The sequence below is a fragment of the Nostoc sp. FACHB-152 genome (assembly GCF_014697475.1).
In the GTDB taxonomy this organism is placed as follows: Bacteria; Cyanobacteriota; Cyanobacteriia; order Cyanobacteriales; family Nostocaceae; genus Nostoc_B.
Genome location: NZ_JACJRV010000001.1, coordinates 270946 through 292911, shown reverse-complemented (window position 1 = coordinate 292911; position 21966 = coordinate 270946). Strand labels below are relative to the sequence as shown.

The 21966-nt window shown below is 39.8% G+C and carries 19 protein-coding genes and 1 pseudogene; 11 read left to right on the top strand and 9 right to left on the bottom strand.

The genetic code is table 11. The features are described 5' to 3' along the window. Positions 1-430: 430 nt before the first annotated feature. From H6G76_RS01170 to H6G76_RS01150, 5 genes and pseudogenes are all read right to left on the bottom strand, one after another. Positions 431-658, bottom strand: a pseudogene (locus H6G76_RS01170) (transposase); the annotation flags it as partial. Between the two features lie 240 nt (positions 659-898). Further along, entirely contained in the window at positions 899-2512 is a 1614-nt protein-coding gene (locus H6G76_RS01165; RefSeq protein WP_190694409.1) for an ATP-binding protein, read from the bottom strand. 25 nt (positions 2513-2537) lie between these two features. After that, positions 2538-3158 carry a chemotaxis protein CheC gene (locus tag H6G76_RS01160; protein ID WP_190694407.1) on the bottom strand — a complete coding sequence of 207 codons (621 nt, stop codon included), beginning with the start codon at positions 3156-3158 and terminating at the stop codon, positions 2538-2540. Between the two features lie 7 nt (positions 3159-3165). Beyond that, positions 3166-3531, bottom strand: a complete 366-nt coding sequence (locus H6G76_RS01155) for a response regulator (protein WP_190694405.1) — start codon at positions 3529-3531, stop codon at positions 3166-3168. Positions 3532-3702: 171 nt separating this feature from the next. Next, positions 3703-3975, bottom strand: a complete 273-nt coding sequence (locus H6G76_RS01150) for an IS1 family transposase (RefSeq protein ID WP_190694403.1) — start codon at positions 3973-3975, stop codon at positions 3703-3705. 141 nt (positions 3976-4116) lie between these two features. On the opposite strand from H6G76_RS01150, the gene H6G76_RS01145 reads away from it, so the two are divergent. The 7 genes from H6G76_RS01145 (at position 4117) to H6G76_RS01115 (ending at position 12917) form a co-directional block, all read left to right on the top strand. Further along, positions 4117-6423 (top strand): chemotaxis protein CheA, encoded by a 2307-nt coding sequence (locus H6G76_RS01145; protein WP_190694401.1) that lies wholly within the window; start codon positions 4117-4119, stop codon positions 6421-6423. Then, positions 6416-6865 carry a chemotaxis protein CheW gene (locus tag H6G76_RS01140; protein WP_190694399.1) on the top strand — a complete coding sequence of 150 codons (450 nt, stop codon included), beginning with the start codon at positions 6416-6418 and terminating at the stop codon, positions 6863-6865. Before H6G76_RS01145 ends, H6G76_RS01140 begins: the two co-directional genes overlap by 8 nt. A 12-nt stretch (positions 6866-6877) precedes the next feature. Beyond that, positions 6878-8182 (top strand): methyl-accepting chemotaxis protein, encoded by a 1305-nt coding sequence (locus tag H6G76_RS01135; protein WP_190694397.1) that lies wholly within the window; start codon positions 6878-6880, stop codon positions 8180-8182. A gap of 93 nt (positions 8183-8275) precedes the next feature. After that, positions 8276-9340 carry a chemotaxis response regulator protein-glutamate methylesterase gene (locus tag H6G76_RS01130; RefSeq protein WP_190694396.1) on the top strand — a complete coding sequence of 355 codons (1065 nt, stop codon included), beginning with the start codon at positions 8276-8278 and terminating at the stop codon, positions 9338-9340. After that, positions 9340-10194, top strand: a complete 855-nt coding sequence (locus tag H6G76_RS01125) for a protein-glutamate O-methyltransferase CheR (protein ID WP_190694393.1) — start codon at positions 9340-9342, stop codon at positions 10192-10194. The genes H6G76_RS01130 and H6G76_RS01125 overlap by 1 nt, the downstream gene beginning before the upstream one ends. Positions 10195-10550: 356 nt before the next feature. Further along, on the top strand, positions 10551-12308 hold the full coding sequence (locus tag H6G76_RS01120) for a serine/threonine-protein kinase (RefSeq protein ID WP_242056280.1): 1758 nt from the start codon (positions 10551-10553) through the stop codon (positions 12306-12308). Between the two features lie 15 nt (positions 12309-12323). Next, entirely contained in the window at positions 12324-12917 is a 594-nt protein-coding gene (locus tag H6G76_RS01115) for a type I restriction endonuclease subunit R (protein ID WP_190694805.1), read from the top strand. Between the two features lie 21 nt (positions 12918-12938). Here the strand turns inward: H6G76_RS01115 and H6G76_RS01110 are convergent, their stop codons facing one another. Beyond that, on the bottom strand, positions 12939-13535 hold the full coding sequence (locus H6G76_RS01110; protein ID WP_190694391.1) for a Uma2 family endonuclease: 597 nt from the start codon (positions 13533-13535) through the stop codon (positions 12939-12941). Between the two features lie 185 nt (positions 13536-13720). Beyond that, positions 13721-15841, bottom strand: coding sequence for a serine/threonine-protein kinase (locus H6G76_RS01105; RefSeq protein WP_190694389.1), 2121 nt, complete (start codon positions 15839-15841; stop codon positions 13721-13723). Between the two features lie 301 nt (positions 15842-16142). Between H6G76_RS01105 and H6G76_RS01100 the strand changes: the two genes are divergently transcribed. Both H6G76_RS01100 and H6G76_RS01095 read left to right on the top strand, forming a co-directional pair. Further along, the gene (locus H6G76_RS01100) at positions 16143-17213 is read left to right on the top strand and encodes a DMT family transporter (RefSeq protein ID WP_190694388.1); all 1071 of its coding nucleotides are present in this window, start codon (positions 16143-16145) and stop codon (positions 17211-17213) included. A 281-nt stretch (positions 17214-17494) separates the two neighbouring features. After that, complete coding sequence (locus H6G76_RS01095) at positions 17495-18670, top strand: peptidoglycan-binding protein (RefSeq protein ID WP_190694386.1); 1176 nt, start codon at positions 17495-17497, stop codon at positions 18668-18670. On the opposite strand, the gene H6G76_RS01090 is transcribed toward H6G76_RS01095, so the two are convergent. Both H6G76_RS01090 and H6G76_RS01085 read right to left on the bottom strand, forming a co-directional pair. After that, complete coding sequence (locus H6G76_RS01090) at positions 18665-19120, bottom strand: DUF2141 domain-containing protein (RefSeq protein WP_190694385.1); 456 nt, start codon at positions 19118-19120, stop codon at positions 18665-18667. The two genes, H6G76_RS01095 and H6G76_RS01090, sit on opposite strands and share 6 nt — an antisense overlap. Before the next feature lie 81 nt (positions 19121-19201). After that, positions 19202-20587 (bottom strand): sensor histidine kinase, encoded by a 1386-nt coding sequence (locus H6G76_RS01085; RefSeq protein ID WP_190694383.1) that lies wholly within the window; start codon positions 20585-20587, stop codon positions 19202-19204. A gap of 26 nt (positions 20588-20613) precedes the next feature. Here H6G76_RS01085 and H6G76_RS01080 point away from each other — a divergent pair, with 26 nt between their 5' ends. Then, positions 20614-20799: a hypothetical protein gene (locus H6G76_RS01080; protein WP_190694381.1), complete on the top strand. Its 186-nt coding sequence runs from the start codon at positions 20614-20616 to the stop codon at positions 20797-20799. A 244-nt stretch (positions 20800-21043) separates the two neighbouring features. Next, positions 21044-21952 (top strand): LD-carboxypeptidase, encoded by a 909-nt coding sequence (locus tag H6G76_RS01075; protein WP_190694379.1) that lies wholly within the window; start codon positions 21044-21046, stop codon positions 21950-21952. Positions 21953-21966: the final 14 nt, after the last annotated feature.

The following is a 21966-nucleotide window of genomic DNA, read 5'->3' as shown; positions in this document are numbered from 1 at the left end:
ATATGTTTGTAGAAGCTTGTCCTAAATTTTGTTTGCCCAAAGCTTAAGAAAAAATGCTTCAAAAACTACCAAAATTTATATGGCAAAAGAATTACAGGTTTTTGAAGTATGACTACAAATAAAACATATTGTATGGTGGAACACTTTAAATTTGATATAACATAGATGCAGCAGAAGGAACATTCACCCTGTTTTTAGGATACAAGGATGGTTAGACCATAAAGGAGTGCCGCGAAACCCAATGGTTATTTAACCATTTTCACTAGATTTCGGCTATCTACGTGTATTTCACGATGCTGTCCATAAAGTTGGATCACATGATCTGTAAAGAAATAATCAAAGCTATCAACTAACTTAATGGAGCGCAAACCCTGACAAAATTGACAAATCTGGAGTTTCTATAAATATAAACCATAGTATTAAATTTCATTTATAAAGTAAATCTTTGGATGAATAGACGAATTAACTCATATTTCGTTTCAGGAAGACGTTCGTAATCTTGAGTCAGATGATGGTAGTGGTTAAACCAAGCCAGTGTTCTTTCTTTGAACCAACAATTGGATAAAATTTCAAACTCTTCATCCATAAAGCGCATAATTTCAACATGAGATTGACTTATCAACCAAACAGCCAGTGCAAACTTATCACCGTTATAGCCTGAGTAAACCCAAAAGTCTCTATATTTACATCAGCAGGGCTTACGCAACGATACTATGCAGCTTTGGCAAGAAGGAGGTAATATCGTGTCCGGTTAAAGACTTATCATTGAGGCCGCAGGGGGGACAGGGGTGCTTTGGGAGCAGGGGAGATAGTTTTGTCGTTTCTGCACAAATGTATTGAACTACAACTGATGAGCCGGACATGATAGAAAGTCTTAGTTATGAGGAATCGTAAAAAATTAGCTTTGAACAAGTCCGGCAATTGCAGCTACTAATTTTGTAGGATCAACTGGTTTGGCAATATGCAGTTGAAAACCAGCAGCGAAGACTTGTTGTTGTGTTGTTTCTGCGGCGTATGCAGTGAGGGCGATCGCCGGAATTAGTCCACCTTGATCAGCTGAAAGCGATCGCACTTTGCGGATCAATGCGTAGCCATCAACATCTGGCATTCCTAAATCACTCAATAGCAAATCTGGCTGGGACTGGGCTATAGCTGCGAGGGCTTCATGGGCTGAGGATGCTGTTGTGACAATTGCGCCCTGCTGTTCTAAAAAAAAGGCTAAAAAGTCGCGTGTATCAACATCATCATCTACAACTAATAATTGTAGGCCTTCCAGGGGAGCCACAACTATTGAGGATAGATAGGAATTGTCATAAGGCTTTGTGTCTTTGTTAGTTAAATCTTGATGTGGTTGTGCTGGTAAACAGACTGTAAATGTCGCGCCTTGTCCTTCTCCTAAGCTTTCTGCCCAAACTCTACCACCATGTAATTCGACTAGCTGACGGACAATTGCTAAACCCAGTCCCAGTCCACCAGATCTCCGAGTGATGCTACTATCTGCTTGACGGAAAGACTCAAATACATGAGGTAAAAACTCAGGACTAATACCCTTACCTGTATCTTGGACTTGAATTTGTACTTGAGAATCAATCTGTTTTAAGTAGACTGCAACTTGACCACCAGATGGGGTAAATTTGACTGCGTTAGTTAATAGATTCCAAATAACTTGTTGCAAACGACCACTATCACCTTTTACCTCTCCAATTTTGTGATCTAGATTCAGGTTAATTTGAATTGACTTGGCTTGGGCTGCTAATCTTACTGTTTCTAAGGCAGCTTCAATAGTATCAGCCAAATTCACGCTTTCTAAATTAAGTGATAATTTACCCCGCAGGATGCGTGATATATCTAACAAGTCATCAATTAATTGCACTTGGAGTTCTGCATTGCGTTCAATAGTTTCTAAGGCTTGAATACTAACGGCTTCACTTAAGGTGCGTTTTCGCAATAATTTTGTCCAACCTAAAATAGGATTCAGTGGCGATCGCAGTTCATGAGAAACTATAGCGAGAAATTCATCTTTAATCCGGTTGGCTGTTTCTGCTGCGTCTTTGGCTTTTTGGCGTTCTTCTGCTACTGCCAAGGCGCGATCGCGTAAATTCTTGTATTCTTGAACTCGGAATGTTAAATCAGTCACATCTTGAATTGAAAACAGCGCGTAAAATCCATTTCCATCTAACGCTGGTACAGCCGTTACTGTGGTATGCTGAATACGGTATTTATCTTGCGGTAGCGGTACAGGAATCACATATTTGTGCAATTGAGAAGAAAAGATTGTTGGCGGCCCACCCTCAAATATTTGTTCTAAACGACTAGCGTAGCGTGGTTGATTTAGATGCGGAAAATATTCGTAAATCGAGGTTCCTAAAATTTTGTTTTTTAGAATTTTTGTCCATTCTTCTAAACAGCAATTCCAAAATAAAACAGTGCGATCATGATGTAAAACAAAAGCTCCCAAAGGAATTTGGTCTAACAGGCTATATTTTTCCTGGGCTTGCTCAACTCTGTTCATCTTTTCACACTATTTTGCCTATAAATTAACTAGAACTTTCCCATAATACTGCCATTTCTTCGTTAATAGCATTGATTAACGCATCGAATGTTCCTACTTCAAATATTAAAACAATGTCACCCATCAGTTCTAATTGTTCAATATTAAAACGTGCTTGTGCTAGTAAAATTTTAGAGTTGCTCACCTGAGTCGGCAACAATAAATTATCAATAGTGTCTTCTAAATATACTGGTAATGTGTACTGCATATGCTGCTTTAACACATTACTAATTGAACCCATTACACCATTGATTACAATGTTACCAATTTCGCTGAGTGTACCAATTTTAACTGCATCCAGATCATCTGAACCGGCTTCTTCGCCAGTTAGAATCGATACCAATGTTGATGCACTTTCTGTAGGGAAAACTAAGCCAGCAGTCCCATAAAAATCACCAGAAAAACTTAATTTTACAGATGCTAAACTATCATTATGAAATCGAGCGTTTAATTCTTCATAAGCTTCAGCAGCAGTCAATACCTTAACCACAGGAATTTGTAAATGAATATGAGAATCTACCATTTCATTGAGTAGACTGGCTGCACGACCAACCCCAATATTAATTAATTCTTGTAAGGCATCTAGTTGATCTGCTGTCACATTCATTGAAGCTTTATTCCTTTGTATTTATAACTTGCTGAACTACTTGCCGCAATTCTTGCTCTTTTGGCGGTTTATTAATAAAGTTAACTGCTCCTAAATTATAACTTTGATTACGTGCGCCTTCTTGAATATCTGCTGATATAATAATTGTAGGTATTTTTAACCCATTATCTTGTAAAGCTTTGAGAAATTCAAACCCATTCATATCTGGCATTAATAAATCTGCTAACACACAGTTAGGCTGATGTTTTTGAACCATTTCTAATCCCTCACGCCCATTAGTGGCTTCGATGATTTCATAACCATCTACTTGCAAAAACTTACGGATCATTCTCCGGGAGAAAGCTGCATCATCAATAATTAAAACCAAGCTCATCAGCTTTACCATTTTCATTGACTAGGGTATATTTATTCATTTTATATTGGTAATTTTCCTCCTACTTAAGTAAAACAAAACTCATAAGTTGGCAACAAACTTTGTCAGCTATAGCAATTCAGCAGTGCTGAAATTATAATGTTATTGCAATCCTGCTTTTGTTAAACTTTGTTAACCTTGGGAAAGATCATCTAATTTTGGCTTGGGTTTACGTAACCAATGCAAAATAGTTGTGTGGTGTATCTCTGTGACTCGCTCAATTTCTCGCAGACTCATGCCATTAAGATGCATTTTCAGGCACAGTTGCTTGACATCATCTGAGTAGCGCCAAGGCTGGTAAGATTCGAGGAACTGACGACCGCAGTGTTTGCACTTGTAGCATTGTCTGTGTTTACGAAGACCGTTTTTAAAAGTCTCATGGGAATGGCAACGAGGACATTTCATGTCTCTCACTTTGTCATTAAGGATAAACATTATCATTTCAGCAGTATTGACAAATAACATCTTTCTAAAGAAATATATTTGTTGAGAATAAAAGATATTAGGATGAAAATAAAAGATATTACTTAATTATTTATCAATACAATGGAGTTAGCAGCAATTGACGACGAAGATATAGAAGCATTCCTAGTTGAAAGCTATGAGAGTCTAGATCAAATTGAAAAAAGTATTATTGAGCTAGAAAAAACATCTAATAATCAAGCAGCACTAGATCAAATTTATCGCTCACTTCATACATTGAAAGGAAACTGCGGTTTTTTACCCTTTCCCAAGTTAGAATCGTTAGCTCATGCTGGGGAGAGTTTGCTTTCCTATCTGCGGGATAAAATAGGCGGTGCAATTGATGGCAACTTCAAACTTACACCGCAAATCATTAGTACCTTACTGCAAACAGTAGACACTATCCGTCAGGTTTTATTTCAGATTAAAACTACAAAGCATGAGGGCGAGGACGATTATTACCCACTCATCCAAGCTTTAACACAATTGCAAGAAACACCACAGATAGTTGAAATATATCCATCACCAGTACAACAGCCAAGTGAACTTGCAGAAGTTTCGCTCACGACATCTGAATCAGCTTATATTAGAGTGAATGTGAGCCTGCTAGATCAGGTGATGAATTTGGTGGGTGAACTAGTTTTAGTGCGTAACCAAGTTATCGGATGGTCAGATAAGTTTAAAGATACAACCTTTGCTGCTAGTTGCCAACGCCTGAGCTTGATTACAACAGGATTGCAAGAAGGGATTATGAAAACTCGGCTGCAACCAATTAGTACTATTTGGCAAAAATTCCCACGTGTAATTCGAGATTTAGCGATCGCAAATGGTAAACAAGTTCAAGTTGAAATGCAAGGTGCAGATATAGAACTAGATAAAAGTATTATTGAAGGCATTAAAGATCCCTTAACTCATCTAGTCCGCAACTGTATAGATCATGGCATTGAATTACCTACAGAGCGCACCGCCAGGGGAAAATCAACCACAGGAAAGATATTTCTGAAGGCTTTTCATGAAAACGGCAAAGTCAATATTGAAATTGGCGACGATGGGCAAGGTTTATCTCCAACACAATTAAAAAGGCGGGCGCAGCAACTAGGTTTAATCAGCCCTGGACAAGCAGAAATAATGAGCGATACAGAAGCAATTAATTTAATTTTTTTACCTGGCTTTTCCACGACAGAACAAGTGACAAACCTTTCAGGACGCGGAGTTGGAATGGCTATAGTCAAAAGTAATATTGACAAAATTAACGGCAATATTGAAATTGACAACCAGCCAGGAAAAGGCACAACATTTAAACTTAAAATTCCGCTAACATTAACAATTATTCCAGCATTAATTGTCACTAGTGGGGGCGATCGCTATGCTATCCCCCAAGCCAGCCTGCAAGAACTAGTGCGCTTAGAACCAGAACAAGCACTCAAGAATATTGAAGTATATTACGACGTACCCGTATACAGGCTACGGGAGCAACTCATCCCCTTGCTTTACCTCAATCAAATATTGCAGCCTTCAGATACACCAGATGGGGCGAAGCTAACGCCAAACCTAACCCCCCAGCCCCATTCCCTTGTAGGGAATGGGGAGAAGTCAAAGCCTCTCTCCTCAAAGGAGAGAGGTTTGGAGAGAGGTTTTTCTGATACCGTGAAAAGTCAGCCAAATATGCACATATCTGCTGACACTCCCAACGCCCTCAACTTAGTAATTATCCAAGCTGATAACTATCAATTTGGGCTAGTTGTAGACACAATTGAAGACATCGAAGAAATCGTTGTCAAACCTTTAGGAAAGCAGTTGAAATCGCTGTCTTTATTTGCGGGAGCCACAATTATGGGAGATGGCAAAGTCGCATTAATTATGGATGTGGTAAGTTTGGCAAGACTAGCGCAATTGAATGAAAAACAACAGTTATTGTCAAGTATGTCAGGTGCAAACATCACCCAAGAAGATAGCGATCGCCAAATGATTTTACTATTTCAGGGGCCGCAAGGCGCACTGATGGGAATTCCAATTGCGATCGCCTTACGGTTAGAAAGAATTACCTGTACAGCGATAGAGAAAGTCGGCAATCAAGATGTTGTGCGAATTTTTGACAAAATTGTTCCCTTAATTGACTTAAAGCGCATATTTATCAGCGATGAACCAGCCTATCAAACCGATATGCTGCAATTAATTGTTGTCTCTCCTAACGCCGAACTGAATGTTGGGTTAGTAGTTGAACGCATTCTTGATATTGTGGAGGAATCATTGACAATTAAAGGTATCCCCAGTAGACCAGGGGTTTTATTTAATGCTGTAATTGGAGGAAAAATCACAGAAATTTTGGATGTTGATGCTGTGATTAAGATTGCCAACCCTTATTTATTGCAAGTGAGCCAGCGTGGTTGAACAACTTTGCACTTTTTCGCTAAATGGAATTTATTTTGGCATCGACGTACAGCACGTTCAAGAAGTGATTCGTCCCCAACCGATGACTCGTATACCGTTAGCACCCCCAGATATTTGTGGATTAATTAACTTGCGGGGACAAATTATTACTGTCATCGACTTGCAACAGCGATTAGATATGGGTGAGTCAAAAAGGCGATCGCACATTCAGCTAGAAGAACCGCAGGGGTTTAATATCGTTGTATATTCTGACAATGAAGTAGTGAGTCTACTTGTTGATGATGTTGCAGATGTCTTGGAATTTTCAGAAAATACCTTTCAACCCCCACCCGCAACTTTAAAAGGTAGAATGCGTCAGATACTAGCTGGAGCCTACCCACTAACAGAAGGGTTTCTGCTAGTTATCGATATTGAAAAAATTCTCAACCTTCAAGTAATTTAGGAGCTATTGGCAATGGCTACAAACCGGGCTGGGAGAACAGCCAACTCTAAATCTCCCGCAGACAATGGTGCAGAAGCAACACAAACCAATCAAAATATCACAGACATACAACTACAACCTTTATTAGCCGCACTGAAAGCAGCTAGAAATGGGGATTTTACAGTCCGGTTAGCAGTTGAAAACGATGGCTTAGGCGAAATTGCCACAGTTTTTAATGAATTAGTGAGTTTGAACCAAAATGTCAGCCACGAAGTTGCACGTATAGCATCTGAGATTGGTACAGAGGGAAAATTTGGTTCTCAAGCCGTTGTTAAACAAGCTAAAGGTTCTTGGCGAGAATTACTGGCTAACTTGAACCAGATGTCTGCAAATATCTCCGAGCAGATTAAGAGTATTAGAGAAGTCACCTTAGTAGTTTCTCAAGGAGATTTATCCCAACAAATCGATGCAGATAATGCTGGAGAATTTAAGCAGCTTACCGATAATACCAATCAGATGATTAGCCGCTTGCAGTCTTCTATTAGACAAATGGCAGATGTAGCAACAGCCGTTGCATCTTCTTCCGAAGAACTAACCGCAGTTAGTAAAGAAATGACCGAAAACGCTAAACAAACAGCAGAACAAGCAACTTCAGCCTCAGCTTCCGCAGAACAAGTCAATCAAAATACAATGACAGTCGTGACTGCTGTAGAAGAAATGGATGCCAGCATCCGCGAAATTGCCAAAACTGTCGCCGAAGGTGCAAAAGTTGCCAATGAAGCAGTGAAAACAGCCGATCGCACCAATGCGACAATAGATAAACTCGGTCAAAGCAGCATTGAAATTGGCAAAGTGATTAAAGTCATTACCTCAATTGCCCAACAAACAAACTTACTAGCACTCAATGCCACAATCGAAGCAGCCAGAGCCGGAGATGCAGGCAGAGGATTTGCCGTCGTTGCCAATGAAGTTAAAGAATTAGCCAAACAAACAGCCAATGCTACCGAAGACATCAGTCAACGAATTGAAGCAATTCAGACCGATACTAAAGGTGCGATGGCAGCAATCACGCAGATAACTGACATTATTAACCAAATTAACGACCTGCAAAGCACCATAGCCAGTGCAGTCGAAGAACAAACAGCAACCACAAATGAAATCGCTCGCAATATAGCCGAAGCCGCCCAAGGAACCACAGATATTGCCAAAAGTATCGGGATTGTAGCTGTTAATGCTCAAACTACCACTATTGGTGCTAGTAATAGCTCAGAGGCAGCTGCTGAGTTAGCCCGGATGGCTGTCGATTTGCAGAAAGTCGTCACGCAGTTTAAGTATTGAAGGGAGTAGGGAGTAGGGAATTGATTACTCTGTTAACTCTCTGCGCCTTTGCGCCTTCGCGCGAGACATTAAATTATTCTTAAAATTTACACCATGCCAAAAATTCGGGTGCTAGTTGTGGATGACGCGGTGGTGGTTCGCAGTCGCGTCAGTAAAATTTTAGCCAGCGATCCGCAGCTAGAGGTCGTAGGGGTTGCGGCTAATGGTCGCATTGCCTTAGCTAAAATACCTCAAGTTAATCCCGATGTCGTGATTCTGGATGTGGAGATGCCAGAAATGAACGGTTTAGAAACCTTGGCAGCCCTGCGGCCAATTTATCCACACTTGCCAGTCATCATGTTTAGTACATCCACATGGGCTGGCGCAAGTGCCACCCTCGAAGCTCTCTCTTTAGGTGCTTCAGATTATGCCACTAAACCCAGTAATCTAGGGAGCGTGGAGGCCGCCAACCAACATATCCGCGAGGAATTAATTCCTAAAATCAAGCTATTCGGTGCAGGAATTACGGCATTTTCTCCCTCAAGTGCAGTTTATTCAGTCGTTCTGTCCACCCGCACCAAAATAGAACCAGTGGATGTGGTTGCCATTGGGGTGTCTACGGGAGGCCCAAACGCCCTTGCGATACTGTTGAGTGAAATACCAGCAGATTTTTCAGTTCCCATCCTGATTGTGCAACATATGCCACCAATGTTTACCAAGCTACTAGCCGAAAGATTATCTTCTAAGTGTCAAATTCCTGTAGAGGAGGCGGTTCCTGGAGTTGTATTAAAACCTGGACAAGCCTGGATTGCCCCAGGAGATTTTCATATGATTGTCCAGCGTAATGCAAATGCAGTGCAGTTGGCGCTTCATCAAGCTCCCCCGGAAAATTCCTGCCGCCCTTCAGTTGATGTGCTTTTGCGTTCAGTTGCTCAGGTATACGGTGCTGCTGCGATCGCTGTTATTCTCACGGGTATGGGTCAAGATGGTTTGCATGGTTGTCGATGTATCCGTGAAGCAGGTGGACAGGTATTAGCGCAAGACCAAGCTAGTAGTGTTGTGTGGGGAATGCCTAGTTTTGTCGTCAATGCTGGGTTAGCAGATCAGACTGTTCCCTTGAAGCAAATGGCAGGTGAAATCATGCAACGCCTCCATCCTGGCAAAAGGTTAGGTCTGTGATGAAACAGACTACCTGTATCAGTAGTATTGATTTTGACTATTTGCGAGCATTAGTTCAACAGCATTCAGCCGTGGTCTTGGATGGCCATAAAACTTATTTGGCAGAGCTATATTTACAGCCAATTGCCGAAGCGGCAGGATTTAACTCAATTACCGAGCTAATAGCTTATCTGCGACATCAACCATTGAGTGACCTGCATATTCAAGCGATTGAAGCAATGGTGACGAATGAAACATCTTTTTTTCGGGATACTTACCCTTTTGAAGCCCTGAGACAATTTGTATTGCCAGAGTTGATCAAAAAACGGAGAATAGAGCGATCGCTTAATATTTGGTGTGCTGCCTGCTCTCATGGACAGGAACCCTATAGCATCGCCATGCTCATTCGAGAATATTATCCCATACTGAATAATTGGTCTATACAGATAATAGCTAGCGACTTTTCTAGTAAAGTATTAGCCCGTGCTAAAAAAGGCCATTATAACCAGCTAGAAATCAAGCGCGGGCTACCTAAAAATTTTCGAGAAAAATACTTTCAACAGCAAGAACGTGAATGGCAAATTAAAAATGAAATCCGCCAAATGATTGATTTTCATCAGATAAATCTTGTCCATTCTTGGTCATCTCTACCCAATCTTGATATTATCTTTCTCCGCAATGTTTTAATTTATTTTGATATTCCTACTAAGAAAGCCTTACTCAAAAAAGCTCAACAACAATTAAGACCCGATGGCTATTTATTTCTTGGTAGTGGTGAAACAACACTCAACCTCAATGAATCATTCGAGCGAGTTCAATTTAACAAAAGTATTTGCTATCGCTTGCATCACCAAGCCCCGTTGGGGCAGGTGTAGGGTGTGGGGTTTAGGGTGTAGGGGATATATAGCCCCAACCACCCTTGGGTCAGAAGCCCCGTCTTCTTCAAGACGCTTGCGTTGGAAGTGGTCAGAATCCTCTTCCAACGCCATCCTCACACCCCACACCCTACACCCTGTTCAAAGGTATAATCAAAATCCCTGAAACAAAATTGCTGTTAAGGTGCTAATGTCTGTAAGTGTTAAAAAAGATTTATCTTATTTAGTAAAAATACTTAAAACTTAACAAGCTAGGATTACGGCGATAAATGCTGTAGTAATTTATTTTCAAGACATCCGGAAACAATGAAGTGATGTCCGAAATCATATATAAGGACTTACTAAGTAACCAGCTTATGAGCCACTACATGATCGGTAAAGTACTACAGTCACGGTACCAAATCGTTGACAATCTGGGTGCAGGGGTATTTGGGCAGACATATACTGCTATAGATATAGACTACCCAGAAAATCCTAAATGTGTTATCAAACAGCTAAAAACTAGCAATTTTCAAACCAGCTATTTAGACACATTAAGGTTATATTTTCTTACAGAAACGGAAACTCTTAAACTTCTGGGTAGCCATTCACAAATCCCCAAACTTATCGCCTGTTTTGAAGAACATGAGCGGCTCTATCTGGTACAAGAGTTTGTCGAAGGACATGATTTAACAGCAGAACTGCCAATTTATCAACAATGGGGCTGTCTGTGGACTGAAAGCGAAGTTGTGGAATTTTTAGAGGATGTCTTAGAGATTTTAAACTTTGTGCATTCTCAAGGTGTGATTCATTGTGATATCAAACCTGAAAACTTGATTAGACGTAAATCTGATGGCAAGCTAGTTTTAATTGATTTTGGTTCTATCCAGTCAGCCAATATTGGCATAGATGCAGAATTTCCTATCGATTGGATTCCTGTGACTTCTTTGGGTTACATCCCACCAGAGCAATTTATTGGTCAAACACGACCCAATAGTGATATTTACGCTTTGGGGATGATTGCTATTCAGGCGTTGACAGGTTTAGAACCACTACAATTTAAAGTTGATCCTTATACTAATGAGATTCTGTGGCTTTCTCCAGACACACCAGTTAATGATTATTTAGCTGCTATACTCAGCCGGATGATCCGTTATGATTTTCAAGAACGCTTTCAGTCTGCTGCTGAAGTGTTGCGGATCATTAAACAAATGAAAGGCGAAATGCCACTGGAAATTTTGCCAACACAATACAATGAGCCATTAGCAGCAGAACGTGCAAGTAATACTGCGTCGCCAAATCAGACTGCGGAAAAATTATCACCGCTATTAACAACTATGAAAATAGGACTAGCGGCTAATTCTTTATTAATGGGATTTGGTGTTTATTCTTTACTGAGCAATTCGCCAGCATATTCAGAAACCGAAACTTTATATAGAGCCACCGAAAATTATCAAGCCGGGGATTTGCAAGGTGCGATCGCGCTCGCTAAATCAATTCCTTCCTACAGCAATGTTTACCCAGACGTTCAAGCCACTATTCAAGAATGGCAACAACAATGGCAACAAGCTGCGGAACAATATTTATTAGCAGAAACAGCTTTCAATGAAAGTAGATGGTCAGATGTGATGAAGGCTGCTAATCAAGTTCCAGACATTTTATATTGGCAAACTAAAACAGATAAACTAGTTCAGCAAGCACGAGTTAATATCGAAAACCAAACACAAAGTTTATTAGCAAAAGCTTACGAAAAAGCCGAAGCTAGAGATTTCTCGACCGCATTAGATTATCTGCGCCAAATTCCCGAAGAAAGTTCGGCTGGTGCTGTAGTGCAAAAAAAATTAGCTGAATACAATCAAAAACGTCAGATTAGAGCAGCTTACTTTTTACAAAATGCTTATAAAAAAGCAGCTTTTGGTGACTTTGATAGTGCTGTGCGCTATTTACGCAAAATCCCTAAAGATACTACTGTGTATGCTCAAGCTCAAAATAAACTGCAAGAATATACTCAAAAGCAACGTATCCAAACTCAAAGTCAAAATTTAGCTTTTAGCTTGGTTTATCCTCAACAAAACTCAAATAAATTGGTGAATTCCCATTTTGAAACTCACCTGCAAGAAGTAAATATTCGGTAGTATGGGAGGTAACGTATAATTCTTTACGAACTTGAAGAAAGATTTGGGCTAGAGTTAGTTAGTAATACTGATTTTTTTCCTGAGTGGATAGAGAATTTACCATTAATATCAGATATTGAAAAATCATCTTTAGAACGAGTAAAAAGTAATTATTTAAATTTAACCAAACGCCGTTTCATGTCAGAAGAGGTAGTGAAGATGGTAGTACTGTCTCCACTGCTTGATTTAGCTGGCTTTTATCAACCTACTTTCGAGATAGAAACAGAAACTTCCACTGAAATTTCTGCTGTAGATGAAAGAGTTATTGTTAAAGGTAGTATTGATATTTTAGTTGTAAATAAAAAACTTTGGATACAGGTTATTGAATCTAAAAGTACTAAATTTGATGTAATATCTGCACTACCTCAAGCACTTGCATATATGCTCGATACTCCCAATGTTGAAAAACCAACTTTTGGGTTGCTTGTCAACGGTAGAGAGTTTGTTTTTATCAAACTAGTTCAGGCACAAAACCCAAAATATGCACGTTCTGATGCTTTATCCATAGAAAAATTAAATGAACTTCAGCAGGTTTTAAGTGTACTCGAAAGATTCAGTGAATTAATTTAATTGTAATCTTTTCAACTCATATTATTTATGAAGTGCCTGTTGAAAAGTCTTAATTGCTTCGACATGATTCACCATATTAATGCAACGTAACAATAAATCCAGGTCGATTCCTTTGACCTCTTCACTATGGGAAAGTTTTTCATAGTAAAGTCCGTCATCTTTGGAACGCAGATCATAAACTTCTAACACACCATCTTCCCAAAACCACACTTCAGGAATTAACAGCCGCTTGTATGCCTCTAATTTGTTAATTCCGCCACTGGTAAACACCACCTCTATTGCCAAATCAGGACGCACTCGACCAGGTGCAAGTTTATAAGATTCATCCGCTTCTCGCTTGACAGCACCTGCTTCACTTTCCAAGGTCATGGAACCTGTTGGAGTAAAATCGAATCCTGCCACAAGCAAATACAGTTCCACCAATGCAGCAATTCTCTTCTTAACTGTTTCGTGGGGTTCTCCTGGCATTCTTCTGATCTCCAAAACTCCATCTAAGAAAGACAGCCGATATCCAGGGCGGTCTAGCAACTGTTCAACTGCTTTGAATTCTCTCCAAGTTAACCCCTCGAACAACAGAGGTGATTCTTTTGTGGGTGTTGCTGTTGCTGCTGTGGTCATGAAAGTCTCCAGTCTGTTTCCAGATGAAAAATATTTCTGGCTGATACCAAGTTGCAATCATATTTAATATTTGTATCTCCTCTGCACCTCCGCTCCCCTGCCCCCCTGCCTTCCTCAACTAGTATTTTTGAACGCAAATCTGTATGAGGAGGGTAGTTTGTTTATTTTAAATCTACTTTCAGGTTTCAGCGTTGACCTCTATTATTATCAGGGCTGGGAATGATGGGTACAATTATTGGTTTTGGTTTGTCAGCCTGTAGTTGACTCTCGGCTTGGTTACGGCCATCTATGGCTTGTTGATAATCTGATTTATATTTAAGAGCTTGATTATAAGATGCGATCGCCTCTTGATATCGCTTTAAATTTAATAAAGCATTGCCTCTGCTATACCAACTTTCGTAATGCTCTGGCTGATAACGTACTGCCCTATTATAGGAAGCGATCGCGTCTTCGTATTTCTGTAAATTATATTGAGAATTACCTAAGCTATACCACAGTTGATAGTCGTTGCGTTTAATAGTTGCGGCTTTATTATAAGCAGTAATTGCTTTATCGTATTGTTGTGTTTGATGATATGACCAACCAACATTATACCATGCTTGATAGTTACTGTTATCATTTTTAATAACTTGATTAAATGATTCTATTGCCTCAGGATAGCGTCGTAATGTAATCAGAACATTACCTCTAGATAACCAAGCTGGATAATAATTTGGTTGATATTGTACTGCTTTATCATAAGCTGTAAAAGCATCTTCATAGCGGTTCAAATTTACTAAAGCATTGCCACGATGATACCATGCTTGATAATAGTCAGATTTAATTTCTAGAGCTTTATCGTAAGCTGCGATCGCCTGATCATAATTTTTTAAATTTTGCCATGCCAAGCCTTTACTATACCAAGCTTCAACATAATCTGACTTTAATTCTATCGCTTGTTCATACGCTTTAATTGCATTATCATACTGCTTTAATTGGGTGTAAACTTCCCCTTTAGCATTCCACACTTCTGGATAATCATCTTGTAGTTGTAAAGCTTTATCAAAAGCTGCGATCGCTTCTGGATATCGTTGCAATTTTTGTAAGATAAAACCTCTACCGCTCCAAGCTTCTACGTAATCTGGCTGAATTTGAATCGCTTTGTCATATGCTGCTAATGCTGCGGGATATTGCTTTAATTTAAATAACGTATTACCTTGACCATTCCATCCTTGAGCATAATCTGGTCTAAGTTCAACTGCTTGTTTATAACTGGCTAACGCATCTTGATAGCGTTGCAATTCAAAAAAGGTATTTCCTTTTTTAGATAATTCTATGGCATTATTTGCATTAATATTATTGATAACAAATAAAGATGTGGCTCCAGCCATTCCTGTTAAAAACACTGCTAATAATAACTTTACAATTAAATCTTTTTTAGGTTTGCTAGCTTTAATATTCTTAGCTAATAAATTTGTATTTAAAGCTATAGTTTGAGCATTAGGTTTATTTAAATCTTTGAGTGCTTGCAATGCTGCTGTTGCTGAAGGGTAGCGTTGCCGAAAATCATAACACACCATTTTATTTAAAAATCTGACAAATTCTGGCGATATTTGAGCTTGATTTTCCCAAATAATTTCATTAGTTTCAGTATCTTTTTCTAATTGCTCAGGTGATATACCAGTTAAAGCTTGAATACCAATTATGCCGACAGCATAGATATCACTGCTAAATTTTGGTGTACCATGAGCTTGTTCTCCGGGGATATATCCAGGAGTACCAATAGCAACAGTAGATTTAGTTTGCCCTTCAGGAGTAATCACTTGAGTAGTGATTTGTTTTACAGCACCAAAATCTATTAAGATTAACTTGTTATCTGAGCCACGCCTGAGCAAATTTCGCGGATTAACATCGCGGTGAATCACATTTTGTTGGTGAACAAATTCTAAAATTTCCAAGATTTCTTGTAACAGAGAAATAACCAATTGTTCACTCAATGTTTCTCCTAAAGCTAACTCTTTACTCAAGTCATGACCTGGAATATATTCTTGCACAAGATAAAATTCGGCATTCTCTTCAAAATACGCTAATAGTTGGGGAATGCGATCGTGAGTGCCTAATTTATAAAGTACTTGAGCTTCTGTCTCAAATAAACGCCTAGCTATTTCTAAAGTTGCTGTATCGCTTGATTGGGGTTTGAGTTGCTTCACCACACATTGCGGCGTTCCAGGCAATTGGGTATCATAAGCGACAAAGGTTTCCCCAAATCCTCCTCCTCCCAAGTGGCTGATAATTTGGTATCTTCCAACAAGCGTGTTTCCCAGCATCTCGTTTGCCTAGTTAAATGCAATCTGTCTCCAATCTTGCCACAGGGGAGCGGGAAGCAGGGGAGCAGAGGAGCAGAGGGGAGCCAGTGCGTTGGGCGGCTCTGCCGACTTGAAGCAACTGGCGTGCAGGGGAACAGGGAGACATGGGTTTATTAAATGTAAATATTGAAGTGTGCGTGTCAGGAAAATTAATGTTTCTGCCGGCAGCCTACTGACAAACTTTGAGTATTCTTTCCTTCACAAAAAGTCACAATTGGGTAGAATTGGTTAAAGTAATCTCTGCCCTTGTGTCAGTAAAACCATGCAGCTGAAACTCAGTGCATCTCGTCTACCCTTTGCACCTCTATTATTAATTGCTCCCTTTTTCCTGTGGGGAACAGCAATGGTAGCAATGAAAGGAGTAATACCTCATACCACACCCTTATTTATGGCTGGTGTGCGCTTGCTACCAGCTGGAGTGTTAATTTTGGTCGCCACTACACTTATGGGTAGACCCCAGCCGCAGGGTTGGAGGGCATGGTTATGGATTACCTTGTTTGCCTTGATTGATGGGACACTATTTCAAGGCTTTTTGGCAGAGGGATTAGTCAGAACTAGTGCTGGGTTGGGGTCGGTGATGATTGACTCGCAACCTTTAGCTGTGGCGTTGCTATCGCTATGGTTATTCCAAGAACATATAGGTTTTTGGGGATGGCTAGGACTTGGTTTAGGAGTTACAGGTATTAGTTTAATTGGTTTACCAGATGAGTGGATTTTCCATTTGTTGGGTACAGAAGGAAATATCACAATTGGTAGCTGGCAAGATTTGTTTGCTAGTGGTGAGTGGTTAATGCTGTTAGCTGCGTTATCGATGGCGGTGGGAACAGTATTGATTAGATTTGTCAGCCGGTATGCTGACCCTGTGAGTGCTACTGGATGGCACATGATTTTAGGTGGGTTGCCATTATGGGGAGTTTCAGCATTTACAGAATCTCAACAATGGCAAAATCTGGTGACATCTGATTGGGTGGCGATGGGATATGCCACAGTATTTGGTAGTGCGATCGCTTATGGTTTATTTTTCTATTTTGCTTCTAGTGGTAGCCTGACTAGTCTCAGTTCGCTAACTTTCCTTACGCCTGTCTTTGCCCTATTATTTGGCAATCTCTTCCTCTCAGAAATGCTCAGTCCGTTGCAGTGGATAGGAGTTGGATTGACATTAATCAGCATCTATCTCATTAACCAACGCGATACCTTAGGGGCAAAAAACCAAACGGTAAATATTCCCGAAAAAACCGCTACACAGCAGCCACCTATTTTAGAAGCACAAGCGAAAAAGCTGAATTCCCTAACTGTACAAGTCAGAGAATCTGAGACTGAAACTTTATCATAATTGCTGAATCAAGGAAGGGCGAGAAGAACTAATAGACTTCTTGCAGAAGTCGGGAAAAGGCGAAAGGTTCTGTATTTTGCCCTTTCCCCTTAACCTTTACCCTTTTCCCATCTCTTGCAAAAAGCAATGAGTGCAAGAGGTTTAATAACAAATGACAAATAACCATCAACTACCAACCTAAGAATTTTCTGTCACTTAGCAAGTTAACATTTAGACATAATGAAAGTTATTGTGGTATGTATGAATAACTTCAAAAGCACGTTCAGGCTGAAACTTGCAATATGAGGCTGTGTCCTTCCTCCATCTTGATATTTAGCTGTTTTACTTGTGTGGGTTTGTATCCCATTCATTCAAGTACAGCCGCATCTAACCCCGCGTCTGGAGAAATTGCTCAAGTCAATTCTCAGCAGTCGGCGAAACCAGCTGTTCTTAAACCCAGTAGTCAAGGGACGGATGTGCAGAGATTACAATCCAAGTTAAAAGATTTAGGGTTTTACAAGGACGCAATAGATGGAAAGTACAGCGCAAGTACGCAACTTGCTGTATCTCAATTTCAAAAAGCGCAAAATTTAAAAAGAATAGATGGAATTGCTGATAAGGCAACTCAGGCGAGGTTACAAGCAGCCCTTTCATTAAAAAATCAGTTTCTTATCTCTCCTATTGCTGCTTCTATTAGCCCAAATCCTCAATCAAAAGCTACAGCCAAGCCTCAGCAAAAAGGCTTTTTTTGGTGGTCACTGCTGGGGCTGGCATTTTTGGGAAGTGCTGGCGCACTCTTATTTTTATTCAGAAAGCTTCGTCATTTCAAAAAAGTATCATATCCAAATTCAAACACTCTAGCTTTGAGTGCAGCTAATGAAAACCTAGCTACACCATCATTATCAGAATTGGAAAATACACCAAGTCAGGAAAATACGGCATCTGAAACTAGTTCACAAGCACAATCATCACTAACTCCGACAGTGCTACCAATAGAAAAAACAGCCCGTTTGGCTAAACTGAATATTGTTGATGAGTTAATTAAAGACTTAGAAAGTGCCGATCCTACAAAGCGGCAGAAGGCGATTTGGGATTTAGGGCAACAGGGAGATTCACGGGCAATTCAGCCTTTAATGGACTTGATGATTGATGCAGATTCGCAGCAACGTAGCTTGATTTTAGGAGCATTATCAGAAATTAGTACTCGCGCTCTCAAGCCAATTAACCGTGCGTTGGCAATCTCTCTGCAAGATGAAAGCCCACAAGTACGGCAAAATGCTATCCGTGACCTAACTCGTGTCTATGATATGATGGCCCAAATGAGCCAGATGTTGAGCCACGCAGTAGAAGACCCAGATGCAGAAGTGCAAGCAACAGCAAAGTATGCTCTATCTCAGATGAAGAAAGTGCGTGGCTTACCCAGTCAACCAAATTTACCAGAAGATCATCAAAAAGATTCAGGACAATCAGATTTATAAATATTTCATCTGAATTTTGATACTGGTATTGGCACCTGCAATAAAAACAGCAGCTTCGCTAAATTTAGGCGCACTGTTACGAATTTCTGGGTTTTGGGAAAATCCAAAGCCTTCGAGAGGCATACCAAGATCATTAAGATTAACCTTGAGGTCGTTATTTTCGTCGTGCATGACAGCGACGGCGTAGTTACCTGCTTTTAAGTTCGTGAAGGTCAATGTTACAGGCGTGTCAGTAATTTTGCTACACTCTCTTTGCAATACGCGATCGCCATCGCCAGGAAATCCTTGACTGCTATTATATATGCTGGCGCAGACTTGCCCCTGTTTGTTTTTCAAACCATCAATTTCTATGGTGAGATTACCGTCAAAATTTGCCATAGCATTCGATGGCAAGGCAAAATTTCCCAAACTTGCTAGCATAATCATGCTCAATTTCAATCTTCTGGTCATAAAACTTTTACTGGCTAAAACAAATACTAATAAAGTTAGTGCAGAGTTATCCTGACATAATTTAGTTAAAATTTGCAAGCTTTACTGAAAATTCGGAGCTGTTACCGGGATTGTAATAATAAACTCAGTGCCTTTTCCTAAAGTGGATAGACAGTTTAATTGTCCACGATGTTTTTCCACAACAATTTGATAGCTAATAGATAATCCTAAACCTGTCCCTTTCCCGACAGGTTTAGTAGTAAAAAATGGATCGAACAAATGCTTTTGAATGTCTTCTGCAATGCCAATACCATTATCGGCAATGCAAATTTTGACGTATTGGTCGTTGGTAAGTTCGGTTCGGATGCAAATTGTCGGGTTATTCTGTGGTAAATTACACTTTAAACTTGAAGATGGAAAATTCTCAACTAGAGCATCAATAGCATTCGCTACAATATTCATAAATACCTGGTTGAGTAGTCCAGGATAACATTCTATCAAGGGTATGTTTCCATACTCTTTCACAAGCGTAATTCTTTTACCGTTGATTTCTTCTTTGAAACGACTGCGTAAAATTAGTAAAGTGCTATCCATACCTTCATGGATATCAACTATTTTTTTATCAGCTTCATCAAGGCGCGAAAAATTACGCAATGATTTAACAATCTCTTCGATGCGATCGCATCCATATTTCATGGACGCTAGCAAATTAGGAAAATCTGCTGTTACATAATTTAGATCAATTTCGGAAATTTTAGCTTGAATCTCTTGAACTGGCTTCGGATAATGTTGTTGGTATAAGCTAATTAACTCTAGTAAGCTTTCTGTATAATCAATGCTATGGACAATATTACCTGCAATAAAGTTAACGGGATTATTAATTTCGTGGGCAATACCAGCAACTAGTTGTCCCAAGGCTGCCATTTTTTCATTTTGTAGTAGTCGGGTATAGTTGTGTTGTAAATCTCGAAAACCTGCTTTAGCAATTTTTGATTGTTCTTCAACCAGTTGTAGTTTAGTTAGAGTGAGAGCATAAATTTGAGAGTAAGCTAACAATAGTTGATGAAAGTCAACTAATCCGTATTTTCCTGATGAGGTTGCTACTAAAATTGGCTCATAAACTAAATTGAATGATCTCTGTAATGCTTTTTTAGTCGCTTCGACAATTGGGAATTCTCCAGGTAGCATTAGAAAGTCTGGCTTCAGAAAATTATATAGGCTTTTAAGTGGTCGTCTAGAGAATAACCCAAAACTATAGGGACGACTCATATGTTCAAAAAACTTCTGCCGTGAAATCATTCCCACAAAGCACTGATTTCTAGTTACGATGATTCCTGGGAGTAGAGGCTCTTGTTCAAAGAGTTTAATTAACTCACCTCCTGGGCATTGTAGCTCAATCTGAACTTCCCACATAGGTAATTCTTGTAGGCTTGATTCTAGTTGCAAGTTCAGATTGTTAGCATTGGTCGTGCTATGCATAGCCAGCATAATATCAATCCTTTGCCCTTTAGATAATGGTTTCAAAGCAGAAGTATAAAAAAGTGGTACTGCTAGATTTATTTTTCCCAAAAAGTAATCATAAATCTTTAGGCTGCTTGAGCAAATTTATAGATTCTAGCTGGTTTGGTGGTGAGTGCGATCGCTGTCCAATAAAAGCGAATTTACTGACTTTAGTTAATCCAAATTTAACTTTAATTTAACCTGATTGCTTAACAAGTTTTTTTGCTCATACCAATTCTCTATAAACTTGCACTTAATTAGTTTCGCTCTTGCTTGGAGTTCTTGGCGGTTTGTTGATAAATATTTAGTGCATCTTTACGTAGAAATGGTATCAAAAGTAAACAACAGCACTTTGATAAGCTCAACATGACAATACTGTTTATTTATGGTTGTATAGTTGGAGTTCTGTAATTCTTAAATTCTAATTGCTGAAAAAGTTCATTAATGAAATCGACAATTTTACCTGCACCCTTAAAACCTGGCGACTTGTTACGAGTTATCGCGCCTAGTGGTGCTTTGCGAGAGTTTGATGCTTTTAATCGGAGTATAGAACTTTGGCGATCGCGTGGTTATCGCGTCGAAATTAGTTCTAATATTGACCAAAGTTGGGGCTATTTAGCTGATAAAGATGAAATGCGCCGCCATCAGTTAGCTGCTGCTTGGCAAGACCCTGATTGTAGCGGAATTCTCTGTGCTAGAGGCGGTTTTGGTAGCACCCGCATTTTAGAAAGTTGGGATTGGCAAACCAACTCCACAGATCCCAAGTGGCTGATTGGCTTTTCTGATATTACCGCCCTGTTGTGGAGTCTGTACAAGGTCGGGATTTCTAGCGTTCATGGGCCTGTACTGACGACTTTTGCCAATGAACCAGATTGGTCAATCACTAGATTGTTTAATTGGGTAGAAGGGCGATCGGTAGACACTCTCAAAGGTTGTGGCTGGGGTGGGGGTGTGGCGACTGGGATTTTGCTTCCTGGGAATTTGACTGTCGCTACTCACTTGTTAAGCACACCACTGCAACCTGATTTCGAGGATGTGATTTTGGCTTTTGAAGATGTGACAGAAGCACCTTATCGCATTGACCGGATGTTGACACAGTGGCGTTTAAGTGGACTTTTATCACAAGTGCGGGGAATTGCTTTAGGTGGTTTTACTCGTTGTGAACCCCCAGCAAACGTACCTAGCTTTAGTGTAGAGGAAGTTTTGCGCGATCGCTTGGGTGATTTAGGTATTCCGATTGTCTCTGATTTACCCTTTGGTCACGGCGAACAAAATGCCACATTACCAGTAGGCGTACCAGTAATTTTAGATGGCGATCAAGGAATATTAGATGTTGTTCAGGATAATAGTTGATTGATTAGCTAATG

Bases quoted from the DNA above. Each gene is read 5' to 3' on its own strand.
- H6G76_RS01165 (WP_190694409.1), bottom strand. From the start codon at position 2,512: ATGAACAGAGTTGAGCAAGCCCAGGAAAAATATAGCCTGTTAGACCAA.
- H6G76_RS01160 (WP_190694407.1), bottom strand. From the start codon at position 3,158: ATGAATGTGACAGCAGATCAACTAGATGCCTTACAAGAATTAATTAAT.
- H6G76_RS01155 (WP_190694405.1), bottom strand. From the start codon at position 3,531: ATGAGCTTGGTTTTAATTATTGATGATGCAGCTTTCTCCCGGAGAATG.
- H6G76_RS01150 (WP_190694403.1), bottom strand. From the start codon at position 3,975: ATGAAATGTCCTCGTTGCCATTCCCATGAGACTTTTAAAAACGGTCTT.
- H6G76_RS01145 (WP_190694401.1), top strand. From the start codon at position 4,117: ATGGAGTTAGCAGCAATTGACGACGAAGATATAGAAGCATTCCTAGTT.
- H6G76_RS01135 (WP_190694397.1), top strand. From the start codon at position 6,878: ATGGCTACAAACCGGGCTGGGAGAACAGCCAACTCTAAATCTCCCGCA.
- H6G76_RS01130 (WP_190694396.1), top strand. From the start codon at position 8,276: ATGCCAAAAATTCGGGTGCTAGTTGTGGATGACGCGGTGGTGGTTCGC.
- H6G76_RS01125 (WP_190694393.1), top strand. From the start codon at position 9,340: ATGAAACAGACTACCTGTATCAGTAGTATTGATTTTGACTATTTGCGA.
- H6G76_RS01120 (WP_242056280.1), top strand. From the start codon at position 10,551: ATGAGCCACTACATGATCGGTAAAGTACTACAGTCACGGTACCAAATC.
- H6G76_RS01110 (WP_190694391.1), bottom strand. From the start codon at position 13,535: ATGACCACAGCAGCAACAGCAACACCCACAAAAGAATCACCTCTGTTG.
- H6G76_RS01105 (WP_190694389.1), bottom strand. From the start codon at position 15,841: ATGCTGGGAAACACGCTTGTTGGAAGATACCAAATTATCAGCCACTTG.
- H6G76_RS01100 (WP_190694388.1), top strand. From the start codon at position 16,143: ATGCAGCTGAAACTCAGTGCATCTCGTCTACCCTTTGCACCTCTATTA.
- H6G76_RS01095 (WP_190694386.1), top strand. From the start codon at position 17,495: ATGAGGCTGTGTCCTTCCTCCATCTTGATATTTAGCTGTTTTACTTGT.
- H6G76_RS01090 (WP_190694385.1), bottom strand. From the start codon at position 19,120: ATGACCAGAAGATTGAAATTGAGCATGATTATGCTAGCAAGTTTGGGA.
- H6G76_RS01085 (WP_190694383.1), bottom strand. From the start codon at position 20,587: ATGCTGGCTATGCATAGCACGACCAATGCTAACAATCTGAACTTGCAA.
- H6G76_RS01080 (WP_190694381.1), top strand. From the start codon at position 20,614: ATGGTTTCAAAGCAGAAGTATAAAAAAGTGGTACTGCTAGATTTATTT.
- H6G76_RS01075 (WP_190694379.1), top strand. From the start codon at position 21,044: ATGAAATCGACAATTTTACCTGCACCCTTAAAACCTGGCGACTTGTTA.